Raw genomic sequence first — 22,218 nt, 5'->3', positions numbered from 1 at the left:
TTATGCTCCAAACTCAAATGTGGATACCAGCGTGTCAACTTCACTGATACTGCCCCCAAGAACGACTACAGCAGTTTTGGCCTCGTCTAAAAGGTAGATTCTGGGGATGCGATTGAAATATGTGGAATCGGAGTCTTCCATCACTTCGGTGGCAAGCAATTCGCCGGAGGCCACGTCATAGACGCGAACGGTCAGACTGCCGTCCAAAACGGCGGTTGCTACATAGTTCCCCTGCTCCGAGCCGTACACGCCGTCTTTGCCCTCACCGCTGGCGGAGAAGGAAAGCGTATTGGCGCTGCCCGTTGCCCGGTCAATCCAAAGCAGCGTACCGTTGGCTTGGGTAAACGCCTGCGGGAAAAACAACCGGCTGACGCTGCTCTGCATTTCTTCCATTTCATAGTCGGACAGTTTTGTGAGCTTCAGACCGCTGCCCTCCACGGATATGCTGCCGTGGAGGGAAAAGCCCTCCTCGCCATCTACCACGGGAATTGAGTTGCCGCTGCCAAAGAACACGATCTGGCTGTTATCCTGGGCAAAGGCAGCGCCGTTCAGCATGGAAACACTGATGCTGGCCGTCCCGGCGTTTTGGGCCATGTCCAAGAGAGTCGTCAGATTCCCGCTTTCCAAGTCATACAAATACAGCCCGCCCATGGCGGCGAACGCCAGCTTCTTTCCATCTGTGGAGGCCGCTACGCCCCCGGTTTCGCTGACAACAAAATCTCCCTGCAAAAGCTCCTCCACCGCGATCTCCTTGTTCAGAGAAAGGGAGCTGTCGTAGATGTACGCCATCATGCCGCTGTCGCCCATGCCGGACAGGACGTAGCCGCCGTCAATGGCCTGCGCTTCAAAGTCGCGCAGGGGAGCCTCTGCGGTGGCCAGCACCGAGGAGGTCCCTGTGTCGTAGAGGTACAGCTTGTCCGCCAGCACAAGGAGCGTCCCATTCCCGGCATAGGCGCAGCTCTGGAGCTTGCCGCCAAACAGGGCAGGGTCGAAGGTGCAGGAGGAAGGGGACTGCCCCGGCTGTTCGTCAGGGGCCGGAACAGAAACCGCAGGAGTGTCAGAGGGGGCGTTTCCCGAAACCGCAGGAACCGGGGAATCCGTCTTGCCGCAGGCGGACAACGCCAGGGTAAAAAGCAGCGCCAATGTGATGCAGGATGTCTTTTTCATCTTCAGTTCTCCTTATACAATAGAATAGAATTGGTCTTAAAGAACGGGGCGGAGGCTCCGTCCTGGGGGACGGCCACACAGTAGAAGGTGTTAAACTGCCCCAGCTTGTCTGGGTCGATCACGGCCTCAAGCTCTATGACGCCCCCCTTGCTCAAGGTAATGGAGCGGCAGGTGCTCTCGTCAAGTTTCACCGGCTGATGATCCAGGAAAAAAGCGATGCTGTAACTTGTTCCGGCTGTGCCACACATGGTAAATTGCAGGGGAACGGGAGCGGAGACCCGCAGGTTGTCATAGGAGATGCCGCCGTCACAGGAGAAGGTATAATAGATTCCACTGTCCAGCGTGTCCATGCTCACACCACCCCAGCCGTATTTGGGAAGCTCGTTTTCCACATACTGGGCTGTGACCTTTTCCTCCCGCACATCGCTTTGTGAAAAGATTTCCCGGGCAGGCGGAAGGTCTGAAGGGGCGGCGGGGGCGTCCGCGTTGAACTGCAATTCAACACGGGAATCCAGCGTCTTATGATACCAGCCATAGCTGGAGGTGGATTCCATATCCGGCTGGAAATCCGGGTTGGTGATGCTCACCACGGTCAGGGCAAGCGTATCGCCGGCGCTGCCGGTCACAGGCTCAAAGAGGAAGGAAAAGGTCTGATCCTCCTCTGCGGGGAAGCTGTGACAATACTCATACTCCGCTGTGGTATCGTTCACCTTATAGGGCTGGGGCTGGCCGTCCAGAAACAGGAGAAATCCAACGGTATCCATCTTACCGGTGAGGGAAAATCGGTAGTCCAGCCGAAACTCGCCGCCGTCATAGTGTAAGGGCAGACGCTCCCCGCTCTCGGAGAAATCAGCCGAAGCAGCTTCGTGGGTGAGCATTGCCATAAATCCGGCGTCCTCCTCCGCCGCCTCAAAGGGGTTTTCGGCAACAGCCTGTGACGGCGGGGGCGTGCTGATGTCATAGTTCCCGCAGGCGGCGAGGGATAAAAGTGCGCCGCACATCAGAGGAACGGCAATCAATCGTTTTCGCATATATGGCCTCCTTTGCTTTGATGGACTAAGCATAGCGGGCAAAAGTCAAGATTCGGTCAAGAAAAGCGAAATGCCGCCCAAGTTTTTGGACGGCATCCGGGGGATTTTGCCAGAAAGCAAAAACTCTGTGAAACCAGGAATCTACATTTTTAAGTTTTCCTTTTCATATGATCTAAGATCCTAATGGTGACTGGTTTGAAAAGAACATAAAGAACATAACCGAGCATTCCGCCAATCACGTTCGTGATTAAATCTGTCACATCCGAAGACCTGAAGCCGCCAATGAGCGGCTGCAGCAGCTCAATGCCCAAACTCATCACAAAACAGAAAAATGCTGTTATAAAAAATCCGGCGCTTTTCTTCCGGGTCAGTGGAAACAGAAAACCAAATGGCATGGTCATGACAACGTTTAACACAACCTGCTTTACAAAGTCCCCTCTTTCCATCATAACATCAATAAATGGCACCATGTTCATGGGAGTGTAAGGGTGATTCAGAATAAACGGGAGTTCTACTATAATTGGCATAAGCGTGAAATAAAGCACAAAAGAAAGATATATATACATCAGCGTATTGACAAGCAGCACATCGCGGCCTCTGCTTTTCCATTTCTTCAAAAAAACGAACGCATATAAGAAGGCCAACGCCGTAAAATCGATCAAGTATTTCATAATATCCCTTCTTTCAAATTTCGGTTTATTGTTCCTGCATTATACACCTCTTTCTCCCAAAAAGCAAGCAGCCCCTTGCTCATTGTCACAGTGAGGGTTGTTCGATTTTTATGGACGCTTTCACACAGGCCCCGTGGGGCGGTTGGTTAGACACTTCTATGGTTCCCCCATGCTTCTGGCACAGCACCCGGCTCACCGCCAGCCCCAGCCCCAATGTTACTTCGTTGCGCTGGGAGTAAATTTTGATGGTCTTGAGAAGAAAAGCAAATATATCCCGCATATCAATTTAGCTGCTGCATCGGCAATGCAAATAACGGAAACCGATATAGCGGGGAATACATAGCCTATTGCTGCGATAATGATACATACAATCCCCAGCACAACCATGCTCCAACCATGTATAAAGAACCACAAGAAAAAATGTATGGCTGTTGCCATCAGTACACCCAACCATATTTGCCTCCAATGCCACCCGGGGATAAATGGGCCAGCAATGCAAAACATCAACAGGAACAAAGCAGCAATTGAAAAATAGATCATCTTTATCTGCTTTTGGGAAATAGCCCCCTGGGAGAGCCTTTCCCTGACTTTTTTGTTCGCGTTAACGCTAAGAAAACAAGCATAATAGCCTATTAGAAACACAAACGGGTTCACAAGGAATTTCCCGCCGAAAATAACAGCTATGATAAGTACAATTCCAATAAGGATCAGCCATAAACCACATTGCTTTTTATGATTGAACTCCAATGTCTCTTTCATTTTGCCCTCCTACAATAAGCAGAATTTGCTGTTGCTCTATTATATATCTGTCTTCCCCCAAAGTCAATTTCTTGCCTGCGCCGCCGTAATAGGGATTATTTGACCGCAATGGAGGCTTTCACACAAGCCCCGTGGAGTGGTTGGTTTGACAGCTCTATGGTTCCCCCATGCTTCTGGCACAGCACCCGGCTCACCGCCAGCCCCAGCCCCAAGTGCTGGCCGGAGGTATCCTCGGAGTAAAACAGGGCGGTTTTCTTTTGCAGCAGCTTGAAGCCCGGCCCGTCGTCGGTCACGGTGGCCGACAGAATTCCATGCTCCAGGCAAAAGGTGAGTCCGATTTCCCGCTCTGCAAAACGGAGGGCATTGGAGATCAGATTTTCCAGAACACGGTACAGCAGCTCCCCGTCAAGGACGGCCCTGCCCTTCGGCACATGGAACTCGTAGGAAAAATGCACCTGGGTATTCTGAAACAGGAGGGATAAGGAATCCGCCATGTGCTGTAAAAAATCATGAAGCTCCGCCTCTCTGCGGTGAACTTCTGTTTCTTCAATCGCGCCCAGGTCGCGCATGGTATCGGTATAGCGGCCCATGCGCTCTGCGGTGATGCCGAGATTGGAGAGCGCCTTTTCCAGTTTTTCCTCCGTCAAGGTTCCAGCCTTGTTGTTCTCCTGCAAATATTCCACATAGCCGGTCATAATGGCGATGGGGTTACGCAGATCGTGGGCCACAGATGCCTGCAATGTGCGGCGTTCCTCCAGCATACTCCACATCCGACGGTTGTTCTCATATAGGGTCTGTCGCATTTTCTCAAAGGCGGTACAGAGCTGGCCCAATTCATTCTGTCCACCAAAGGTGATCTGAAAGTTCAAATCCCGATCTTGAATATGGGCGGTGGCGTCCATCAGGACAGTGATCGGCGGCTCCAGTACCCTACGGTAAAACCACCACGCACACAAAGTAGTTCCAATAACTGCAAACAGGAACGGCAGCAACACCATACAAATTTGCGAGGCGCGGTAGGCCATTTTTGCTTTGGAGGAAAGCATGGAGTAGCTGGATTCAATACGCTCTATCATGTAGCTCGTCTGCCCCTGACTCTCGCCCCGTTCCTGACCGTCCGTTACCAGTTGGCCGAAGGGCTCTGGCGAGCCATCAAGGACATACCTCATCTTTGTCTCTGTGACCGTCCCCTCCGGGGCGGTCGTCTGCTGCGTCAGCCAGACCTCATTGGAATCAGGGAGGATATGTTTTTGGAAACGATAACAGCCGAAAACCGCAAGGCTACTGCACAGGAACACGATCAGCATCGTTACCGTCACAGCGTTCATAAAAGAGCGTTTCAATGACTGCCTTTTTATTTTTTCCATCGGTAGCCCATCCCCCAAACTGTTTCGATGTACTCGTTTCCGCTGGCCTGCATGAGCTTCGCGCGGATTTTGCGGATATGCTCTTTAATCACGCTGCTGTCGCCCTCGGCGTCATAGCCCCATATCGCCTCATAGATACGCTCTTTGTCAAAGACCTGATTGGGGTTAGAGGACAGAAATTCGATGATGTCAAATTCCCTCTTGGAAAAGGAGAGCTCCTGCTCGTTCCAAAATACTTTTCGGTCAGAAAGGTTGATAATCAGTCCCTGGGAGGTCACGACCTCCGGCGGGCGGTTATTTCGCTCGTCCCGGCGCAGATGGGCCTCAATGCGGGCAAGCAATTCCTGCAAGCCGAAAGGCTTGGTGATATAGTCGTCCCCTCCGGCCCGCAGGCCGTTGACCTTATCCTGCTCTGTGATCCGCGCCGTCAGAAACAGGATGGGGCATACGATATGATTCCGAATGACCTTGCACAGCTCCAACCCATCCCTCCCCGGCATATTGATGTCCAGAAGGATAAGGTTTGGCTTTGTATTCAGCTTTGCCAGAGCTTCATCGCTGCTGTTTGCTACGGAAACCGTATATCCGTGATCCTGCAAATGGGCGGAAAGCAATTCGGTCAGGATAAGTTCATCATCAACGATCAAAACTCTGTATGCCATGGGAACACCTCCAGTCTTTTTCATCATATGGGGAAAAAGTCAAAATTTGGTCAAGGTCATATACTATGCTTTGAGAATTAGCAGATTTTATTGATATAGCCCGCCCCTCGGATTGCGCAAAAATAGGATCGGTAAATTTTGTAGCTTCGGTAGAAATAAAAGAAACATTGTGTAGATTGTATCACGGTTGCAGAAGAATTGCAACTGGATTTATAGGCGTGATTTACACTTGACATCCCCTCTTTGTATATGGCATACTTAACGGAACTTCGATAGAATGGCAGAGAAAAATTATGTTGTGCCTGTGTCTGTAGGGAGAACTTTTCATTAGCTGCAAAAGCTTTCTTTGTTTAGCGGCACAACTTTTGAGGGGATTTTCTGATTTTCCCTGGTTCCCCTTTCTGATTGCCCCATACCCTGACACACACGGGGAAAAACTGTGTGGCTGAGCATTTAGGATGTACCGTCACGGAGCTGGACGATATGCCGGAGCGCATACGGCCCACTAGAAAGATGGCTCCACCCAAACAGGAGGAAAGGAAAATCGACCTGACCCCACCCGTCGCCAACGGAAATATGCGGCGGGTTTTTGCATACCTTTGCCAGACCAGGGGCATCGACCCGGAAGTGGTGTCGGCCTTCGCCCATGCCCATCTGCTCTATGAGAGCGCCGATAAGCACAATGCTGTGTTTGTTGGCAAGGACGAGCATGGACGGGTCAGACACATCCATATGCGGGGGACGCTCACCGGCTCTGGGTTCCGGCAGACCCTGGGCGGCAGCGAGAAGGCGTACAGCTTCCACCATACCGGGAGCGGTCGGCAGCTTTATGTATTCGAGGTGCCCATCGATATGCTGTCCTACATCAGCCTGCACCCGGAGAACTGGCAGGAGAATTCCTACGTTGCGCTATGCGGCGTGGGGAGCGCGCCTATCCAGCGATTCCTGGAGGAAGTACCCCAGTTAGAAGAAATAGTCCTCTGTCTGGACAATGACGAGGCCGGGCATACCGCCACCCAGCGAATTGCGTGGGAGCTGCTGGAGGAGTGGGAGGTGCAGGTCAGCGCTCATTTCCCCGAGCAGAAGGACTGGAATGAGGAACTGCTATCCCCTTTCCCCGAGGAAAGCCTGGAGCCGGTGATGGCTATGTAGGCAAATATTATAGTTCGATTCCCCTGGCGGCCTCCGCCAGCCACCTCACCCGCTCATAGGGCAGCTCCGTGGGCAGAGTACAGTCCGCGCCGAGAATAAAACGGGTGGGACCAAACTGCCGTATCAGCCTCTGGGCCTCCCCGACAAGCTGTTCTTTACTTCCCTCCGTCATCACGCTGCTCCGATTGGGGAGCCCGCCCATCAGCACCTTCCCCGGGAACAGCTTTTGACCCTCCTCCATCGACAGCGGAGCCTCATAGACGCCCCAATTCACCACATCGCACAGCTCTCCATAGCCCCGGTAGCGCTCCATCTGAAGCTGCTCCTTGCAGATATGAAGGAAAACGTCACACCCCGCCTTGCGTATCTCGGAGAGGATCAGCCGGTCAAAGGGCTCTATCCACCGGGCAAATTCTTCGTCGGTGAACCACCGGCTCTCGCCGCCCAAGGCCGCATAGTAGATACCGTCCACACCTGCCTCACGATATCCCCAGGCAAGCTGGCACATGCCCTCGGCGATGCGCTTCATGGCGTCCAGCACAGGAGTCTCGTTCTCCCGAAGGTGTTCCACCAGCAGGGTCCTGGAGCCTTCATACCCATATGCCTGCTCGATGGGGTGAATGGAAGAAGCGGTAATGCCGTGGAGGGTCCCGAGGGGATATCCGTCCCCATCGTATTGGTCCAAAATATTCTTGGTAAAGTCGAGTTGTTTCTTTATGAAAGGCGTTTCTTTATTGATGGGCGCGATGCAGCTCCAGTCATCCGGCCCGGAAATCGTCCCCTGGACAGGCACAAGATTCTCATTCATGATCTTCACCAAGTCGGCGTCCGTCTCCCGGAAAAACTCCAGATGAGCCAGAACACCGGCTTCCCCGGCGTTCTGGTCTGCCGGGAAATGCAGAGAAAAACCTACCGGGATATGGTCGGGCTTTTCACCGTGCAGCACCGCCAGGACCCTTTGCCTTTTCGTCATATGTATCGACCCCTTTGAAAAAGTATAATTGACAGTTCAATTATAGCACAAAAGGCTGCATGAAAACAGCCTTTTGTAAATTAAGAAAGGAGCTCTTTTTATGCCTCAAAACATATCCGGCCTGATTATTGCGGCGGGCGTCATGTTCGCCGTCCTGGCCGGAATCACTGTCCTGAGTAATTTCTACTCGCTGAATATAAAGGCCAAGACCGTGGGCCACGGTCAGCATGGCACAGCTCGCTGGGCTACCAGGGGTGAGATCGCCCGCACATACACCCATGTTCCGTTCACACCGGCCTTGTGGCGTGAGGGTAAGAATCTTCCCGACCAGCAGGGCATTGTGGTGGGGTGCCAGGGCGGTAAAAAAGGCACCACAGCCCTGGTAGATACCGGCGAGGTCCACGCCATTATGATAGGCGCGGCCGGCGTGGGAAAGACTGCCTACTGGTTATATCCCTGCCTGGAATATGCCTTGGCGAGTGGGATGTCATTCGCCTCAACGGATACAAAGGGCGACGTTTTTCGGAATTACGCAGGCATCGCCCGGGACTGCTACGGCTACCGGGTGTCGGTCATTGACCTTCGCAACCCCACCAAAAGCGATGGCTTCAACCTCCTGCACCTGGTCAACAAATACGCTGATTTGTACAAGCAAGAGCATACGCTGGCCTATAAAGCCCGCGCTGAGAAGTACGCCAAAATCATCTCCAAGACCATCATCATGTCCGGGGGCGACAGCGCAAGCTATGGTCAAAATGCCTTTTTCTACGATGCGGCGGAGGGTCTTCTGACGTTGGCTATCCTCTTGGTGGCAGAGTTCTGTGAGCCTGCGGAGCGCCACATTGTGTCCATTTTCAAAATCATCCAAGAACTGCTGGCTCCCAGCGGAGTCAAAGGGAAAACCCTGTTCCACCTCCTCATGGACAGTCTGCCTTCCGACCACAAAGCCCGCTGGTTCGCCGGGGCCGCGCTGTCCTCCAGCGAACAGGCCATGGCCTCGGTTATGTCCACGGCGCTGGCAAGGTTAAACAGTTTCCTTGACAGTGAAATGGAGCAGATTTTATGCTTTGGCACGGCGGTAGACGCGGAAACCTTCTGCAACAAAAAGTCCGCGCTGTTCCTGGTAATGCCAGAGGAAGACCCCAACAAATTTTTCATGATGTCGCTGGTAATCCAGCAGCTCTATCGGGAAATCCTCGCCGTAGCGGATGAGAACGGCGGCAAGCTGAAGAACCGGGCGGTGTTCTTTGCCGACGAGTTTGGCACGCTGCCAAAAATCGAGTCCGCTGAGATGATGTTCTCGGCCTCACGTTCCCGCCGCCTGAGTATCGTGCCGATCATACAATCGCTGGGCCAGCTTGAGAAGAACTACGGCAAGGAGGGCGCTGAAATTATCATAGACAACACGCAGCTCACGATTTTTGGCGGCTTTGCCCCCAACAGCGAGACCGCCCAGGTGATGAGCAAATCCCTGGGCAGCAGGACGGCGCTCTCGGGCTCTGTCAGCCGGGGGAAGAACGACCCCAGCCAATCCCTGCAAATGATCGAGCGCCCCCTCATGACCCCGGACGAGCTGAAGTCCATGCCCAAGGGACAGTTTGTGGTGATGAAAACCGGCACAAATCCCATGAAGGTAAAGCTCGAGCTGTTTTTCAAGTGGGGCATCGAGTTTGGAGAGCCGTACCATGTACCGGATCAGGGCAGCCGCCCGGTGCGCTACGCCAGCAGGCAAATGTTGATGGAGGCCATCCACGAAACCTATCCGCACTTGCGGCCCAAGACCCGTCCTGCGGCGCCGGCATCGGAACAGCCCGCAAAAGTAATTACGGAAAGAAAGACCAACTACTAAAAGTCAAGTAGATAATTGAAAAAAATCAAAAGAAATTTTTATAGAAAAAAGAGTACGACAACAAGACCTGCTGTCAGGCAGGCTGGAAAGGGAAAAAGATTTAAGCTTTTGGAACATAAGGCTGATTATTTTTCACAACAGCATAAATAATGTTGCACATTTTTCTTGCCACAGCACCAATACAGGTTAAATGATGCTTGCCTTCGGCCCTCTTTTTCTGGTAATAGGCACTTAATACAGGGTCTTTAAAGGCGGCGACCAGGGCGGCTTGAAAAATGGCTTTCCGCAGGTATGGTGATCCGCGTTTGCTCATTACATTGTGGGCTGCTTCAAATTCGCCGGACTGCGTGACCGTGGCGTCAAGTCCGGCAAAGGCCACCAGTTTTCTGGGACTGTCAAATTTAGAGATGTCACCTATTTCACTGATAATAGCAGCATCTGTGACATTACCGATCCCGGTAATGGTTGTAATAGAGGATGGGGAGAATACAGTTGCATTTGTGATAATACGATCATGGTACATATTCGCCATATCAGAGAAAAGATTGAGGATACTCCGTCTGCTCCAAAGCAACTGATTACGATAAAAGGCTTGGGCTACAAATTAAAGAAAAGGACTGATTAAATGAAGCAATCCGGCTACCGTACCACCTTTCATATTTATTTGATATTTTTCTTATCACTTTTAGGAACCCTCATTGCCGTGTGTTGCCTTTTTGCAATGCTGATTACTGCGACAAATCCAAACGGTAAAAATGTCCGTAGCGACCAGCCTAAAATTTTTACGCAGGATTTTTCAAAATACATTGTTTTCGTAAACGATACCCCTAAAATAAAACAGACAGGGCTTGAATTATTACAGGAAACCCATGTAGGGCTGCAAATTCTGGACGATGCCGGAAATGAAGTATATGCGTATCAAAAACCAAATAACGCACAGGACTATTATTCTAATACCGACCTTTTACAGCTTTATCAGACGGGACACTTTGACAATGCAAGCCCGGAAGATATGACTGCTTTTATTGGTGTCATAACAGGAAACGAAAAAGACTATGCCTATGTTCTGTATTTCCCTATGAACATTCAAAAAGTAACCATGTATTTAAACGGAGAACGGTTTGCAGGCGGGAAAAAGGTAATCATTTTCATTATCGGCATTTTATTAGATTCTGTTCTCACTATAGACAACTCAAGGAAAAAGTGATAAAATAGGAATATGGAAATCACAAAAGAGCAATACAGGAAAATAGAGAAATATCTGCCGAAACAGAGAGGAAACGTGAAAATTGAGAATCTCCAACTGATAAATGCGATCCTGTATGTGGCCGAAAATGGGTGCAAATGGAGGGCGCTGCCGGAACGGTATGGGAAATGGCATACAGTATATGAGCGGATGAACAGGTGGAGTAAAAACGGTGTGCTTCAGCGGGTGTTTGAAGGACTGCAGGCAGAAGGCATCATCAGGATCAAGATGGAAAACGTGTGCCTGGACAGCACTGCAGTGAAAGTGCACCCGGATGGGACGGGTGCTTTAAAGCAAGTGGCCGGCAATCTATCGGACGCTCCAGAGGGGGACTCACCACAAAAATTCATATGGTCACCGCGTCTGACCGGGCTGTAGTCGGCTTTTCCTTGTCTGGCGGCCAGGCCCACGATGCGCCGGAAGGAATAGCGTTGCTCTCGGAGATCAGTCGGGCAGAGGAGCAAAAATACTTACTGATGGATCGGGCCTATGAGGGCGAAAACGTGCGTGTGGCGGCGGTGGAGATGGGCTTTGTGCCTGTGGTTCCGCCGAAGAGAAACCGCAAGGACCCATGGGGCTACGATAAGGAGCGCTACAAGCGCCGCAATGAAATTGAGCGATATTTCCTGCGGCTAAAGCGTTTTCGCAGAATATTTACCCGATACGATAAGTTGGACATCCTTTTCTGCGGCTTTATTTATGTCGTCATGATTTGTGATGCTGTTTTGTGAGAACAGACTCTAGTAATCGTCCTTTTCTTAGGATTGGGCTATGGACTATTGGTAACAAAAGCAATCAGCAGATTATCCGCTTCCATTCGGGATATTTCGGGACGCTGCTATCTGCCCGCCAAAGAAAAAGGCGCATTTCGAGATTTGATAAAAAGTCTGAACGAATTGGACGGGGAAGTAAGGGCGAGTGATCGTCTGCGTGAAAAAACAGAAAACCTACGCCGGGAATGGATTTCTAATATTACCCATGACTTAAAAACTCCTTTGTCCCCGATAAAAGGATATGCGGAGATTTTATGTGATGATACAGAAAAGACAATCCCCCAATGTAAGCGGTATGCAGAAATAATGCTAAAAAACGCGGCATATATGGAAAATCTGATTGACGACTTAAAATTAACATGGCAATTAGAAAATGATATGCTTCCAATCAACAGGCAGGAACAGAACATTGTCCGCTTTTTACGAGAATTATCCATTGACATTCTGAACCGCCCCAAATACGAGGAACGCACGATTGCATTTCAGTGTAGCGAAAATATAACAGACGAAACGGCTATATTTTCGTTTGATAAAAAGCTTTTCACACGGACATTTCAAAATCTGATTATCAATGCTTTTGTGCATGGCGGCAAAGATACGGAAGTAACCGTGCAAATTTCCGTTTCTGATTGTTGGCTGAATATAAACCTATCAGACAACGGAATAGGTATGAGTGCGGAAGAAACAGACCAATTATTTGATCGCTATTATAGAGGAACAAATACAGAGAGCAAGTCCGAAGGAACAGGCTTGGGGCTGGCGATTGCAAAAAGCATTATAGAACTTCATGGAGGTACAATTTCTGTTACCAGCAGTCCCGGAGCCGGAACCGCTTTTCTTATCCGCTTTCCCGGCATTTAAGGTTAATTAAGATAGAATGAAAATGAGATTAAGGTTGACCATCTACTATGTGAAATGTAGTGACGGTCAACCTTTTTTGATTACAGGTAAGGAGGTGGAACATGAACATAAAAAAGGTATTTCCATTTTTGGCAGCTATATTGGTTACAGCTTTTTTGTGCTTTGCCGTTTTCGCCCTGCTGCTGCGCCCGCAGGCTTTGGAGATTGGCACGGTGGACTTAAACACAGTGGCAGATGGTGAGTATATAGGCGTATGTCAAAACAAAATTTTAATAGCCGTTGTTAAAGTCCGTGTACAAAACCATGAAATAATGGATATTGAAGTATTAGAACATAAGGCTTCTTACATGGGACAAGCTGAAAGGATTGCCGGAGAAGTATGTGCCGGACAGACATTGGAAGTTGACGCAATATCCGGCGCAACATTTACCAGCGATACCGTTTTGAAAGCAATCGAAAATGCGTTGAAATAGCGCATAGAAAGCAGGTGTAAATTTGAAAATCATTCTAAAGTATATCTTAACAAACATACAGGAACGCAAGGTAAGAACCGCCGTTATGCTCCTGTCAATACTTCTGTCCGCTATGCTGTTGTTTGTATCCTTTTCTATTGGGGTGTCTTATGAAAGCGCACAGCGTAAAATGGCGCGTGGTATGGCGGGGAGTGCCACTGTTTCCGTGCAGAATGTGACGGGCGGCATTTATGCAGGGGATATTCCCACCCTGCCTGTCATACAGACAAAAGCCGGGATATTAGAGGGAACTTCCCTTTACCATGAAAACGGATATTACGAAACCGTTGATCTGCTTGCCGCTGATATAGACGCATTAAATCAGATCAACAAGCCGCGTCTGCGAAATGGCGGTGAAATAACGAACTTTGTGGGCTATCAGATTATTCTGCCAGACAGGTTTACATCAAAGTATGGAATAGAAAAAGGCGATACTATCACCTTACAGATAGGCGGTTCGCCCATAGATTTTGAAGTGCTGGAAATCGCCGCTTATGATACGGTTTTCCTGCGCCATACAAGGGGAGCGACCGCCCTTTTACCTTTGGAAACCTTAAAAGAGATTTTGGGGCAAGACAACGGTTACAGTGAAATTCTGATCGAAGCCGCCGGGCATACCACTACAAACGATTTAATCTCTGAATTGCGAAATGCCCTTGATACAGAAAAATACCGGGTATCAGAGATTGTCAATGAAATGCAGATCGCTGCCGACGCAAGACAGAAATCTATGCCGTTTTTCCTTATCAGCTTTTTTTCACTGACTATGAGCATTTTCATCATTTATAGCAGCTATAAAGTCATTACCTTAGACCGTTTGCCGGTCATAGGCACATTCCGCAGTATCGGCGCAACGAAAAAAGCCGTAACCCGTATTCTGCTTTTGGAAAGCCTATTTTACGGTTGTATAGGTGGGCTAATCGGTATTCCTGTTGGTATCTTCGTATTAAAAGCTATTTTACAGGGAATGGGAAAGACACTTTCACAGGGAATAGAAATTCCTGTTATTATTTCTCTCCCCGGCGCTTTCCTTTCTTTTACCGTTGCAGTCACCGTATCGTTACTTTCTGCATGGCTGCCAGTCCGCAGGGCAAGCCGTCTGCCGATAAAAGATGTTGTTTTAGGCACAGTGGAGGAACGTCATATCCCGCACCCGCTGATGGTTGGAATTGGAACCATTCTATTTGCCATATCAGTATTTTTGCCGCACCTTGCATCGGGAAATATGCTCTATCTTGCAGGCGGCTTTTCTCTGCTGGGACTTATTGCGGCGACAATCCTTGTAATACCGATTTTTACCAATATTTTAAGCGGAGTTTTTGAACGCTTTTATGGAGCGATAGCCGGAAACGAGGGCAGGATAGCCGCCCGTAACATGAAAGATAATAAAAACACTACACAAAACGTAACTCCCGCTTTTGTTGGACGGAAAGAAAATGCGTGACTATAAAAATGAGCTTGCTGAAATTTTAGAGGTTGTCGGCTTATCTGACAGGAGAAAACACACGCCCCGCGAGTTGTCCGGCGGGCAGCAACAGCGTGTTGCAATCGCCCGCGCATTGATCGGCAAGCCCCAAATTTTGTTTGCTGACGAGCCAACGGGAAACCTTGACAGCCGTACCGGGGCAGACATTATGAATTTGTTGCAGGAGATCAACCAGGAAAGCAGACAGACAATTATCATGGTTACTCATTCGCCGGAAGCTGCAAAAAGCAGCAGCCGGATTATTACAGTGAGTGACGGAAAAATATCATAAGTTCTTGCTGAATATTCGCAGAAATTTACTTTATACTTATCAGCAACCATTTGACAAAGTAAAGTTATCTCTCAAGCGTCTTTCTCTTATTTGATATTTTTATTTGCGTTTTTATGTTGATCTTGCATCTGCTCTACCATACAATCGAGAGTTTTTAACAGAAACGCACGTTCCTCTTCAGTACAGGCCGCAAATTTGCAAAGTAATTGCTTTGTCTGCTGTTCTATCTTCGGCATTTCGGGGTAAAACAAGACATCTGCCGAAAGGCCAAGTCGGTAGATTACATCGGCAAGGACTTCGATAGACGCATTGACCCGTCCCTTTTCTATGTTTTGGATATGCCGGAGTCCTCTGCCGGTCTGCTGGGCAAGCTGCTGCTGCGTCAGGTGTTCTTCATTCCGTCTGCCGCTGACTATGGCCCCTATGTGCTGTAAAATATTTTTACGCATTTTTAATCACCTCTACTACATTCTATCGTGCGTAAGCGTTTCTATAAATTCCCTAATAGAACGTGCTAATAGGTGCTTATCATGCGCTTTGCAAATCAGATAGATTTGTCCTCATGTGAAGCCAAAAAAACGGCTTTTCACATTAGGGCTTTCTTCTCTTGCCATCTGTGTCTGTCCGTAGAAAGGGACAGGTCATGGATGGCTTTATTTTTAGATATACGGCAGGAATACCGTCAAAAAAAGCTCAGCACAGTCTGCGCCCCCTCAGCACTTTTCAGACGTATTATTAAACGTATCTAATTGTGCTAATCAGACATTGAATATAAGTGTGTAAAAAAACGTCACTGTGTATGTGATGCCATGCCGTACTCCGGCAACGTCCGTATATTTCTCCGATTTCCTGTTGTGTGTAATGCCCGAAAAAGTAAAGGTAAATGATTTCTCTTTTTTCTCCGGCAGAGAGGACAGGGCTTCGGCAAGCTCCCCATTAGTAAGGATAACCCTCTGACCGCATATCATAACAGGGTATTGCTTGTAGGGGTCTATGAAATAGTTATCTGACGTATAAAACGGATAAAACTTTTCTTCTGTGAGGTATTCAAAGGATATTTCCCTTTGCCGCCGCTTATCCCTGCCACGCCATGCGTTGATAGCGGCATAGTGTATGACAACTCTGGAAAAGGCATTAAATGTGCATTCGATATGCTCCTTGTATTCTTCTGTACAAATCATAGGCAATTTCCCCTTTCTCCCACATAGGGTATTGCATGGTTTATAGTTATGTCTGTCGCACCTTGTTGTCTAAACTATTCAAACTTGCAGTCATACAATAATGCTGCAATCAGCACAACAAAACATGAACCAGCATTGTGGACTAATGCCCCGGTAGTAGGGGTTAGCATACCCAAAACAGAAAGCGTAATAGCCAAAAAGTTAATGCACATAGACAGCGTAATGCTGACCTTAATGGTTTTTACTGTGGCATTGGATAAGCGTTTCTATTGTGAAAACAATAATCAAATCAATCACAATGTAAGATACGGAACATTTTTAAAAATTTGTACGGGGGACATTATGGATAGACGACAGCAAAAAACAAGAACAGCTATTTTTAAGGCTTTTGGCACTTTGTTAGGACATAAAAATTATAACAACATTACAGTTCAGGAAATTATTGACGAAGCAAATATAGGGCGCAGCACCTTTTACGCCCATTTTGAAACCAAAGATGATTTGTTAAAAGAACTTTGCAAGGAATTATTCGGTCATATTATCGACAGTGCTATTGATTGCAGTCATACACATGGTTTATACTCTGATAACAGTGTGCCAAACTCTGTATTCTGTCATCTTTTACAGCATTTAGAGGAAAATAACAATAATGTTCTTGGTTTGCTTTCCTGTGAAAGCAGCGAAATCTTTTTGCGCTATTTTAAGGACAGCTTAAATGAATTAGTGCAGACACAATTTGTTAATCAACGCCGGGAAAAGAACATATTGCTACCCAACGATTTTTTAATCAATCATATTTCCAGCAGTTTTGTTGAAATGATTCTGTGGTGGATAAAAGGTCATAGAAAACAGTCACCAACTGAATTAGATCAATATTTCCGTGCGGTTATTGAACCTATTTTGTAAGTAATAAAGATAAAAGGAATGAGAGGGATTCCGTCGTCGTCGGCATTGTGGGAATTTGTATAACTGGCTATCTTATGGAATTGTGGGTAACTCTGTTTGCAGGACGTGGGAAAGCTGCACTTTAGCTTTTCCATGTGCTGTGAATAGAGTTATCCATGATTCCATAGCCTGTTATGCACATTTCCATAATGCTTGTTCTTTGGTTTCTTTGGTTCGGAATAGTGTGGTGCTGGCGGTCTATCTCTTGTTTTCGGTTGCTTGCTTCTTTACCATACATGAGCATTTATTCCAGGAATATATAATGAATTTTATAGATAATCTGCAAAAATAGCGTTTTGAATGCGAATAACAACTGGACATATTCTTTTAGATATGCTATACTTAAATAAAGACTTGCGTACTAGTTCTATCGGAGGACATGGCAGAAGGAATGGATAAACTTGATTTATTGTATGATCATTATAAAGAGTCTAATACATTGAGGTTGGAAGCCCAAGGCAGACGAAATAAGAACTTTATAATTCTCTGTTGTTTAGAGGCAGTATTGTTTTGGATACTTATCAGGCCGGAAATAGCTTTTTCCTCACTACTTACTGGTATTTCTGCAGCTTTGGGAACGCTATTCGAGTTAGGAAATGAAACCATCCAGACGCTTGTTTGGACTTTGGTTGTTTATATGCTTATAAGATACTGCCAGGACACACTATATGTCGAACGACAGTATAAGTATCTTGGCAAAATCGAAAAAAGTATTTCTAACGAATTGGATGTAAGTGTATTTGATAGAGAAAGCGATAACTATCTTTACGAATTTCCTATGGTCCTTAATTTTATCGAATTATTTTATAAAATGCTTATGCCTGCCATTTTCTTTGTGATTAATATAGTTCGAATAGTGCAAGAGTGGTATGCGTTTGACCATATCACTCTGGTTCTACTTTGTGATACAGTAATGTTTTTTACCGCGAGTATTATCATTTGGTTTTACTTCTTTGAAATTCATAGCAAGATTACCACTTGGTGTAAAAAGCATATCCCTTTGGTGGATAAGATTGCTATTGGGTTACGAAAAGTACTTAAGGAGGTTTGAACTATGGCAAAGAAGAAAGTGTGTGTGTCATTTGATTATGAGCATGATAAGGAATATTATCGTTTACTTAAGGCATGGGACGCTAATCCAAATTTTGACTTCATATTTTCAGATTGTACTCCGAAGGAGATACAGTCTGATGCCATTTCCGTTGTAAAGCAAGTATTGAGTACCAAATTTGGAGAAGCCAATTACATGATTGCTATTATTGGCGCACACTCAAATGACAGGCATCCTGATTCTGCCCAAATTGGCTACAAAAATTGGCAAGCCTATGAGATTGCAAAGAATAACGAGAAAGGGAATGGTTTAGTCGTTGTAAAGATTGACAAATCGTATGATGCACCTGATGAAGCATATGGAATTGGTGCAGAGTGGGTCAATTCCTTTAATCAGAACGATATTGTTACTGCATTGAGGAAAGTTACAAAATAGCAAAAAGTCTCCCGGATTTCGCAAGAGAAATACGGGAGACTTTTCACATCATAGCATGATTTTAAAATCACCTCAAAAATGCCGGAATGATATATTTTCTTGAATCAGGAGGGAAATTTGGCGAAGATTCGTCAGCGCTAGACAACCACTTCTTATTCCATTTTTTAAGGTGTTCATCAATAGCAGCCTGGGAAAGCCGGGCATAAATTTCGGTAGTATCAAGATGTTCATGACCCAAAATGTTTTTTATAACATTCAGTGAAACCCCAGATTCCAGCATATGACATGCTGTTGTATGCCTCATGACATCGAAACAAAGTTGGGTTTTCTTTTCTGGCAAGGGCTATATATTTTTTGAATACTTCTTCTATGCCGGAAACCGACATATTTGGATGGCACTGACTTGAAAACACACAGCAAGCTGAACGTGTTTCAATACCGCGTTTTTTAATGTAAGCATCCAGCATTCTGGATGGGGCACTGGACAGTTTGACCCTTCTGCGTTTTCGCCCCTTACCTAACAGGTTTAATATCACGTCGCCAGCATCATTGTGCAGTACGTCCTCTACAGTCAGATCACACATTTCCTGAGCCCTTGCGCCGCTGGCATACATAACAGAAAAAAGCACTCTATCTCTATACCCCAAAGGAGTCTCAGGATTCGGTAAGTTCATTAGAATTTTGACTTCTTCGCGACTCATAACGGTTTGCTCTTTTGTATTTCCCTTTTTCAGTGGCAACGTATATAATGCCTCTCTAAAGGTTACCGCAGCAGAAAAATCGCGGTTTTGGGCATATCTTGCAAAGGACAATAAGGCAGCCTTCCTCTGATTCCTAGTAGAAACCGAGCATTTGCGTTCTGATTCCAACCATTGTAGAAAGCTGGAAACCGTGTCTGCATCTAGTTTTTTCAAAGGTTATTTTATCAGCAGGCATCCCTTTCTTCTCATATAGGAAAATGATAAAAAGAGTAAAGGTGGTCTTATATGAATTAACTGTATTGTTTGACAATCCTCTCGATATTGGAATATATACTGAAATAAAGGAATCCAGCAACTCAATAAATTTGGACTTCGCCATCTACAAATACCTCCGGGAAAAGACTGCCGGAATACTCCGAAAATTTTGCGACCTCATCTGGAAATAGCTCGTTGGAAAGTTTCAGATATTTTTCTGTAGCATTCAAATCTTCGTGCCATAGATATACTGAAAGGTATGGAATCGAGTTATCCGTTGATTCTCCTGACTTTATCGTCTGCTTGAAAGAATATACGGTAAATGTGTGGCGAAAGCAATGTATGCATGGACCCCTTTGAAATTTCTTAGTTGACATTGGTACCCCTATTCGCAACAAAATATCTTTCAATAACTTATTAGGTATGTTGATATTATTCTGTCATTTTCATCTCTCCCAGGAAACACAAGGGCCTCACTTTTATTGTTTACGCCTATTGCAATACAGTACCGAATGAACACCGGCGCTAGATTAAAATGTAAAGGGACTAGACGATCCTTTTCATTTTTGGCATTTCGAATGGTTATGATTCCATTCTCCAAATCAACATCCTTCATTTGCAAACTTAGTACTTCACCTATCCGCATTCCACATCCAAATAAGAGGCGCAAAATCATCGGAAACTCATATTGCATATAGGGATAGTTGGATTTGGGTACAAGTGAGTCTGCACAGAGAAAAATTGACTCCAATTCTGCTTCAGAAAATATGTAGGGTATGTAGTCGTCTTCTGATTTCATTGTTTTAGGCACATAAGCAGGAATGCCAATCAAATTTAGATAAGCGAAAAAGCCCTTTCATTTGAACACAATCTGCATTTTGCTACCTGTTTTCATCTGCATTGATTTCAGCCAAGAATTTATTGCTTTTCCATCCAAAGAATTCCTTGAAATTTGGTTCTTTGCCAGAAAGCGATCCAAATGCAGAAACGCATTCCGACAATTCTTCACATACTCGGGTGTTCTGGTTTCTTCTATATAGTTAAGGTACTGGGACATTTCCACTTTTAGTCTGCTTTGAAACTCAAGCTTGCGTCTATTATAACTTATCGATACTGAGTGATATTGTATTGGTAATCGGGCTAAATAAATATGTTGTTCCGAAAAATTGCAAATACCTTTATGAAAAAGAAAATCCAAAAATCTTCTCACCAGGCTTAATTTTGTTATTATGGTACGACGCTTACATCTCTTGACAAGGGCACACAGCCCATAGTCAAGTGCGATGGATCGTTGAAAGTCAGATTTTCCACTCAATAGCGACACATTCACCTGTGGCGCGGATTTGAGAGATAAGGCCGTCAGCCACCTGCCGCCTGTCGTCAAAGTCAATCTCTTCCCAGCGGTTCAGGTACACCGACAACCGCTCAATCTGTTCCGGCGACATGGTTTCCGCAGACAGGGCCGCGATTTCCTTTGACAGCGTTTGCCGCTGTGCGTCCAATTCCTCAATCTTGGTGTTGGCGTAGGAGATTAAAACTGCGCTGGCCCCGGTCAGGGTGTTCAGCAGCTTTTCAATTTCATCCTCCACACGGGCCAGCTCCACATTTAAGGCGGTGAGCTTGGGATTTACCTTTTCCCGCTTGCCCGTTAGGGTTTGGAATTGCGCCAGCTTCTTCACCATTTCGCCGTAAATAAACCGCTCAAATTCCCTCGTGCGGAGCGTTCCACAGCCCGGACAGCTCTTGTTGTCCGCCCGCTTGGAGCATCGCAGGTATTGAACGCCTGACGGGTTCCCCACGCTCATTAGGGCGTACCCACAGCGGCCACACTTCACTTTCCCGGCCAGCCAGGTATTTTTCGCCTTACGCCCATTTTGGAACGTGGTATTCGCCATCAGCTTTTTCCGGCAATGGAGCCACACATCCGCCGATACCAGCCCCTCGCTGGGGGCCACCACAAGGATCTGGTCTTTCAGGTGCTTGTTTTTTCGTTCCTGCACGTCCCGGCCCTGGTAGAGATAACAGCCGTTTGTCCCCGCGAAGTCCGCCGCCTCGTTGATCACCACCGTCCCCTGGCTTTTGAAAAACTCGTACATATCCAGGTCGGCCTGGGCGTAAATGGGGTTGCGGAGCATTTGGGAGATAAAGCCACGGGTCAACTCCTTGTCATAAATCAGGATGCCCTCGTCCGCGAAGTGCCGGGCGATGTCCCCGAAAGAGGTGGAGGGCTGGGCGTACATTTCAAACATCAGCCGGGCGATGTCCGCCGTTTCCGGGTCGGGCTTCATCATTTTCGTGCGGATGCCCTGAATGGTGGTGGGTTCAAGCTGAAAGCCGGACGGGGCCGCGCCGCTCATGTGAAAACCGCGCTGGCACCGGGAATAGTAAGCGTCCGTCACCCGCTTCTGAATGGTTTCCCGTTCCAGCTGTGCGAACACGATACAGATGTTCAGCATGGCCCGGCCCATTGGCGTGGAGGTATCAAACTTTTCTGTGGAGGACACAAACTCCACGTTGTACGCCTGAAAGGTTTCCATCATGGTGGCGAAGTCCAGAATGGAGCGGCTGATCCTGTCCAGCTTGTAGACCACCACCCGCTTAATCAGGCCCCGCTTGATGTCGGCTATCAGCTCCTGGAATTTGGGGCGGTCGGTGTTCTTGCCGGAATAGCCTTTATCGGTGTACTGGCGGAAGTTACCCCCTCTCAACTCATATTTGCAAAACTCAATTTGACTTTCAATGCTGATACTGTCCTTGCGGTCTACCGACTGCCGTCCGTAAATTGCATCTTCCCGAATGTTCATTTGGTACTCCTTTCCGTTTCAGGAGCTACCAAACCTTACACCTATATTATACCTCTGGTAGCCCTA

At 47.2% G+C, this 22,218-nt stretch carries 22 protein-coding genes and 4 pseudogenes; 12 read left to right on the top strand and 14 right to left on the bottom strand.

From position 1 onward, the window contains the following. The 7 genes from ADH66_RS07280 to ADH66_RS07255 form a co-directional block, all read right to left on the bottom strand. Positions 1–1,167 (bottom strand): WD40 repeat domain-containing protein, encoded by a 1,167-nt coding sequence (locus ADH66_RS07280; RefSeq protein ID WP_066533955.1) that lies wholly within the window; start codon positions 1,165–1,167, stop codon positions 1–3. Between the two features lie 2 nt (positions 1,168–1,169). Beyond that, the gene (locus ADH66_RS07275; RefSeq protein WP_066533957.1) at positions 1,170–2,198 is read right to left on the bottom strand and encodes a hypothetical protein; all 1,029 of its coding nucleotides are present in this window, start codon (positions 2,196–2,198) and stop codon (positions 1,170–1,172) included. A gap of 149 nt (positions 2,199–2,347) precedes the next feature. Continuing rightward, positions 2,348–2,869: a VanZ family protein gene (locus ADH66_RS07270; protein WP_066533959.1), complete on the bottom strand. Its 522-nt coding sequence runs from the start codon at positions 2,867–2,869 to the stop codon at positions 2,348–2,350. An 85-nt stretch (positions 2,870–2,954) separates the two neighbouring features. Continuing rightward, the gene (locus tag ADH66_RS21675; protein WP_157130565.1) at positions 2,955–3,149 is read right to left on the bottom strand and encodes an ATP-binding protein; all 195 of its coding nucleotides are present in this window, start codon (positions 3,147–3,149) and stop codon (positions 2,955–2,957) included. After that, a complete protein-coding gene (locus ADH66_RS07265) occupies positions 3,086–3,628 on the bottom strand; it encodes a DUF6609 family protein (protein WP_066533961.1) in 543 nt (180 codons plus the stop codon). Before ADH66_RS07265 ends, ADH66_RS21675 begins: the two co-directional genes overlap by 64 nt. A gap of 95 nt (positions 3,629–3,723) precedes the next feature. Then, the gene (locus tag ADH66_RS07260; protein ID WP_236757213.1) at positions 3,724–4,956 is read right to left on the bottom strand and encodes a HAMP domain-containing sensor histidine kinase; all 1,233 of its coding nucleotides are present in this window, start codon (positions 4,954–4,956) and stop codon (positions 3,724–3,726) included. Between the two features lie 26 nt (positions 4,957–4,982). Then, entirely contained in the window at positions 4,983–5,657 is a 675-nt protein-coding gene (locus ADH66_RS07255) for a response regulator transcription factor (protein WP_066533964.1), read from the bottom strand. A 441-nt stretch (positions 5,658–6,098) separates the two neighbouring features. On the opposite strand from ADH66_RS07255, the gene ADH66_RS07250 reads away from it, so the two are divergent. Beyond that, complete coding sequence (locus ADH66_RS07250) at positions 6,099–6,809, top strand: DUF3991 and toprim domain-containing protein (protein ID WP_157130566.1); 711 nt, start codon at positions 6,099–6,101, stop codon at positions 6,807–6,809. A gap of 7 nt (positions 6,810–6,816) precedes the next feature. On the opposite strand, the gene ADH66_RS07245 is transcribed toward ADH66_RS07250, so the two are convergent. Next, positions 6,817–7,782 carry a uroporphyrinogen decarboxylase family protein gene (locus ADH66_RS07245; protein ID WP_066533968.1) on the bottom strand — a complete coding sequence of 322 codons (966 nt, stop codon included), beginning with the start codon at positions 7,780–7,782 and terminating at the stop codon, positions 6,817–6,819. Positions 7,783–7,882: 100 nt separating this feature from the next. Here ADH66_RS07245 and ADH66_RS07240 point away from each other — a divergent pair, with 100 nt between their 5' ends. Then, entirely contained in the window at positions 7,883–9,631 is a 1,749-nt protein-coding gene (locus ADH66_RS07240; RefSeq protein WP_084384176.1) for a type IV secretory system conjugative DNA transfer family protein, read from the top strand. A 100-nt stretch (positions 9,632–9,731) separates the two neighbouring features. On the opposite strand, the pseudogene ADH66_RS07235 reads toward ADH66_RS07240, so the two are convergent. Next, positions 9,732–10,103 (bottom strand): annotated as a pseudogene (locus tag ADH66_RS07235) (transposase); the annotation flags it as partial. 42 nt (positions 10,104–10,145) lie between these two features. On the opposite strand from ADH66_RS07235, the gene ADH66_RS07230 reads away from it, so the two are divergent. The 7 genes and pseudogenes from ADH66_RS07230 to ADH66_RS07200 all read left to right on the top strand — a co-directional run. After that, positions 10,146–10,256 carry a winged helix-turn-helix domain-containing protein gene (locus tag ADH66_RS07230; RefSeq protein WP_407922914.1) on the top strand — a complete coding sequence of 37 codons (111 nt, stop codon included), beginning with the start codon at positions 10,146–10,148 and terminating at the stop codon, positions 10,254–10,256. Then, the gene (locus ADH66_RS07225; RefSeq protein ID WP_066533972.1) at positions 10,257–10,838 is read left to right on the top strand and encodes a hypothetical protein; all 582 of its coding nucleotides are present in this window, start codon (positions 10,257–10,259) and stop codon (positions 10,836–10,838) included. A gap of 12 nt (positions 10,839–10,850) precedes the next feature. Next, positions 10,851–11,608 (top strand): IS5 family transposase gene (locus ADH66_RS07220; RefSeq protein ID WP_088364387.1). Its coding sequence is split into 2 segments (ribosomal slippage): positions 10,851–11,172 and positions 11,172–11,608, totalling 759 coding nucleotides; the frame shifts between segments, so codons are not numbered across the junction. A gap of 48 nt (positions 11,609–11,656) precedes the next feature. Continuing rightward, the gene (locus ADH66_RS07215) at positions 11,657–12,511 is read left to right on the top strand and encodes a sensor histidine kinase (RefSeq protein WP_236757212.1); all 855 of its coding nucleotides are present in this window, start codon (positions 11,657–11,659) and stop codon (positions 12,509–12,511) included. A gap of 101 nt (positions 12,512–12,612) precedes the next feature. Beyond that, the gene (locus ADH66_RS07210; RefSeq protein WP_016221926.1) at positions 12,613–12,984 is read left to right on the top strand and encodes an FMN-binding protein; all 372 of its coding nucleotides are present in this window, start codon (positions 12,613–12,615) and stop codon (positions 12,982–12,984) included. Between the two features lie 85 nt (positions 12,985–13,069). Continuing rightward, positions 13,070–14,116: pseudogene (locus ADH66_RS21470) on the top strand (ABC transporter permease); the annotation flags it as partial. 279 nt (positions 14,117–14,395) lie between these two features. Further along, positions 14,396–14,780 (top strand): annotated as a pseudogene (locus tag ADH66_RS07200) (ABC transporter ATP-binding protein); the annotation flags it as partial. Between the two features lie 86 nt (positions 14,781–14,866). Here ADH66_RS07200 and ADH66_RS07195 read toward each other — a convergent pair. Beyond that, positions 14,867–15,229, bottom strand: coding sequence for a helix-turn-helix domain-containing protein (locus ADH66_RS07195; protein WP_066533981.1), 363 nt, complete (start codon positions 15,227–15,229; stop codon positions 14,867–14,869). Between the two features lie 286 nt (positions 15,230–15,515). Next, the gene (locus tag ADH66_RS21970) at positions 15,516–15,665 is read right to left on the bottom strand and encodes a hypothetical protein (protein ID WP_456236491.1); all 150 of its coding nucleotides are present in this window, start codon (positions 15,663–15,665) and stop codon (positions 15,516–15,518) included. A gap of 518 nt (positions 15,666–16,183) precedes the next feature. On the opposite strand from ADH66_RS21970, the gene ADH66_RS07180 reads away from it, so the two are divergent. The 3 genes from ADH66_RS07180 (at position 16,184) to ADH66_RS07170 (ending at position 18,392) form a co-directional block, all read left to right on the top strand. Continuing rightward, positions 16,184–16,867 (top strand): TetR/AcrR family transcriptional regulator, encoded by a 684-nt coding sequence (locus tag ADH66_RS07180; protein ID WP_330397710.1) that lies wholly within the window; start codon positions 16,184–16,186, stop codon positions 16,865–16,867. A gap of 430 nt (positions 16,868–17,297) precedes the next feature. Next, on the top strand, positions 17,298–17,957 hold the full coding sequence (locus ADH66_RS07175; protein WP_088364392.1) for a hypothetical protein: 660 nt from the start codon (positions 17,298–17,300) through the stop codon (positions 17,955–17,957). A gap of 3 nt (positions 17,958–17,960) precedes the next feature. Further along, complete coding sequence (locus ADH66_RS07170; RefSeq protein WP_066533986.1) at positions 17,961–18,392, top strand: TIR domain-containing protein; 432 nt, start codon at positions 17,961–17,963, stop codon at positions 18,390–18,392. 67 nt (positions 18,393–18,459) lie between these two features. On the opposite strand, the pseudogene ADH66_RS07160 reads toward ADH66_RS07170, so the two are convergent. From ADH66_RS07160 to ADH66_RS07145, 3 genes and pseudogenes are all read right to left on the bottom strand, one after another. Next, positions 18,460–19,066, bottom strand: a pseudogene (locus ADH66_RS07160) (tyrosine-type recombinase/integrase). A 688-nt stretch (positions 19,067–19,754) separates the two neighbouring features. Further along, positions 19,755–20,024: a tyrosine-type recombinase/integrase gene (locus ADH66_RS21670; RefSeq protein WP_407922923.1), complete on the bottom strand. Its 270-nt coding sequence runs from the start codon at positions 20,022–20,024 to the stop codon at positions 19,755–19,757. 622 nt (positions 20,025–20,646) lie between these two features. Then, on the bottom strand, positions 20,647–22,152 hold the full coding sequence (locus tag ADH66_RS07145) for a recombinase family protein (protein WP_066533987.1): 1,506 nt from the start codon (positions 22,150–22,152) through the stop codon (positions 20,647–20,649). Positions 22,153–22,218 lie beyond the last annotated feature (66 nt).

The sequence above is a fragment of the Acutalibacter muris genome (genome assembly GCF_002201475.1).
GTDB lineage: Bacteria > Bacillota > Clostridia > Oscillospirales > Acutalibacteraceae > Acutalibacter > Acutalibacter muris.
The sequence above is the reverse complement of the archived record's forward strand: the minus strand, read 5'-3'. Positions and strand labels throughout refer to the sequence as shown.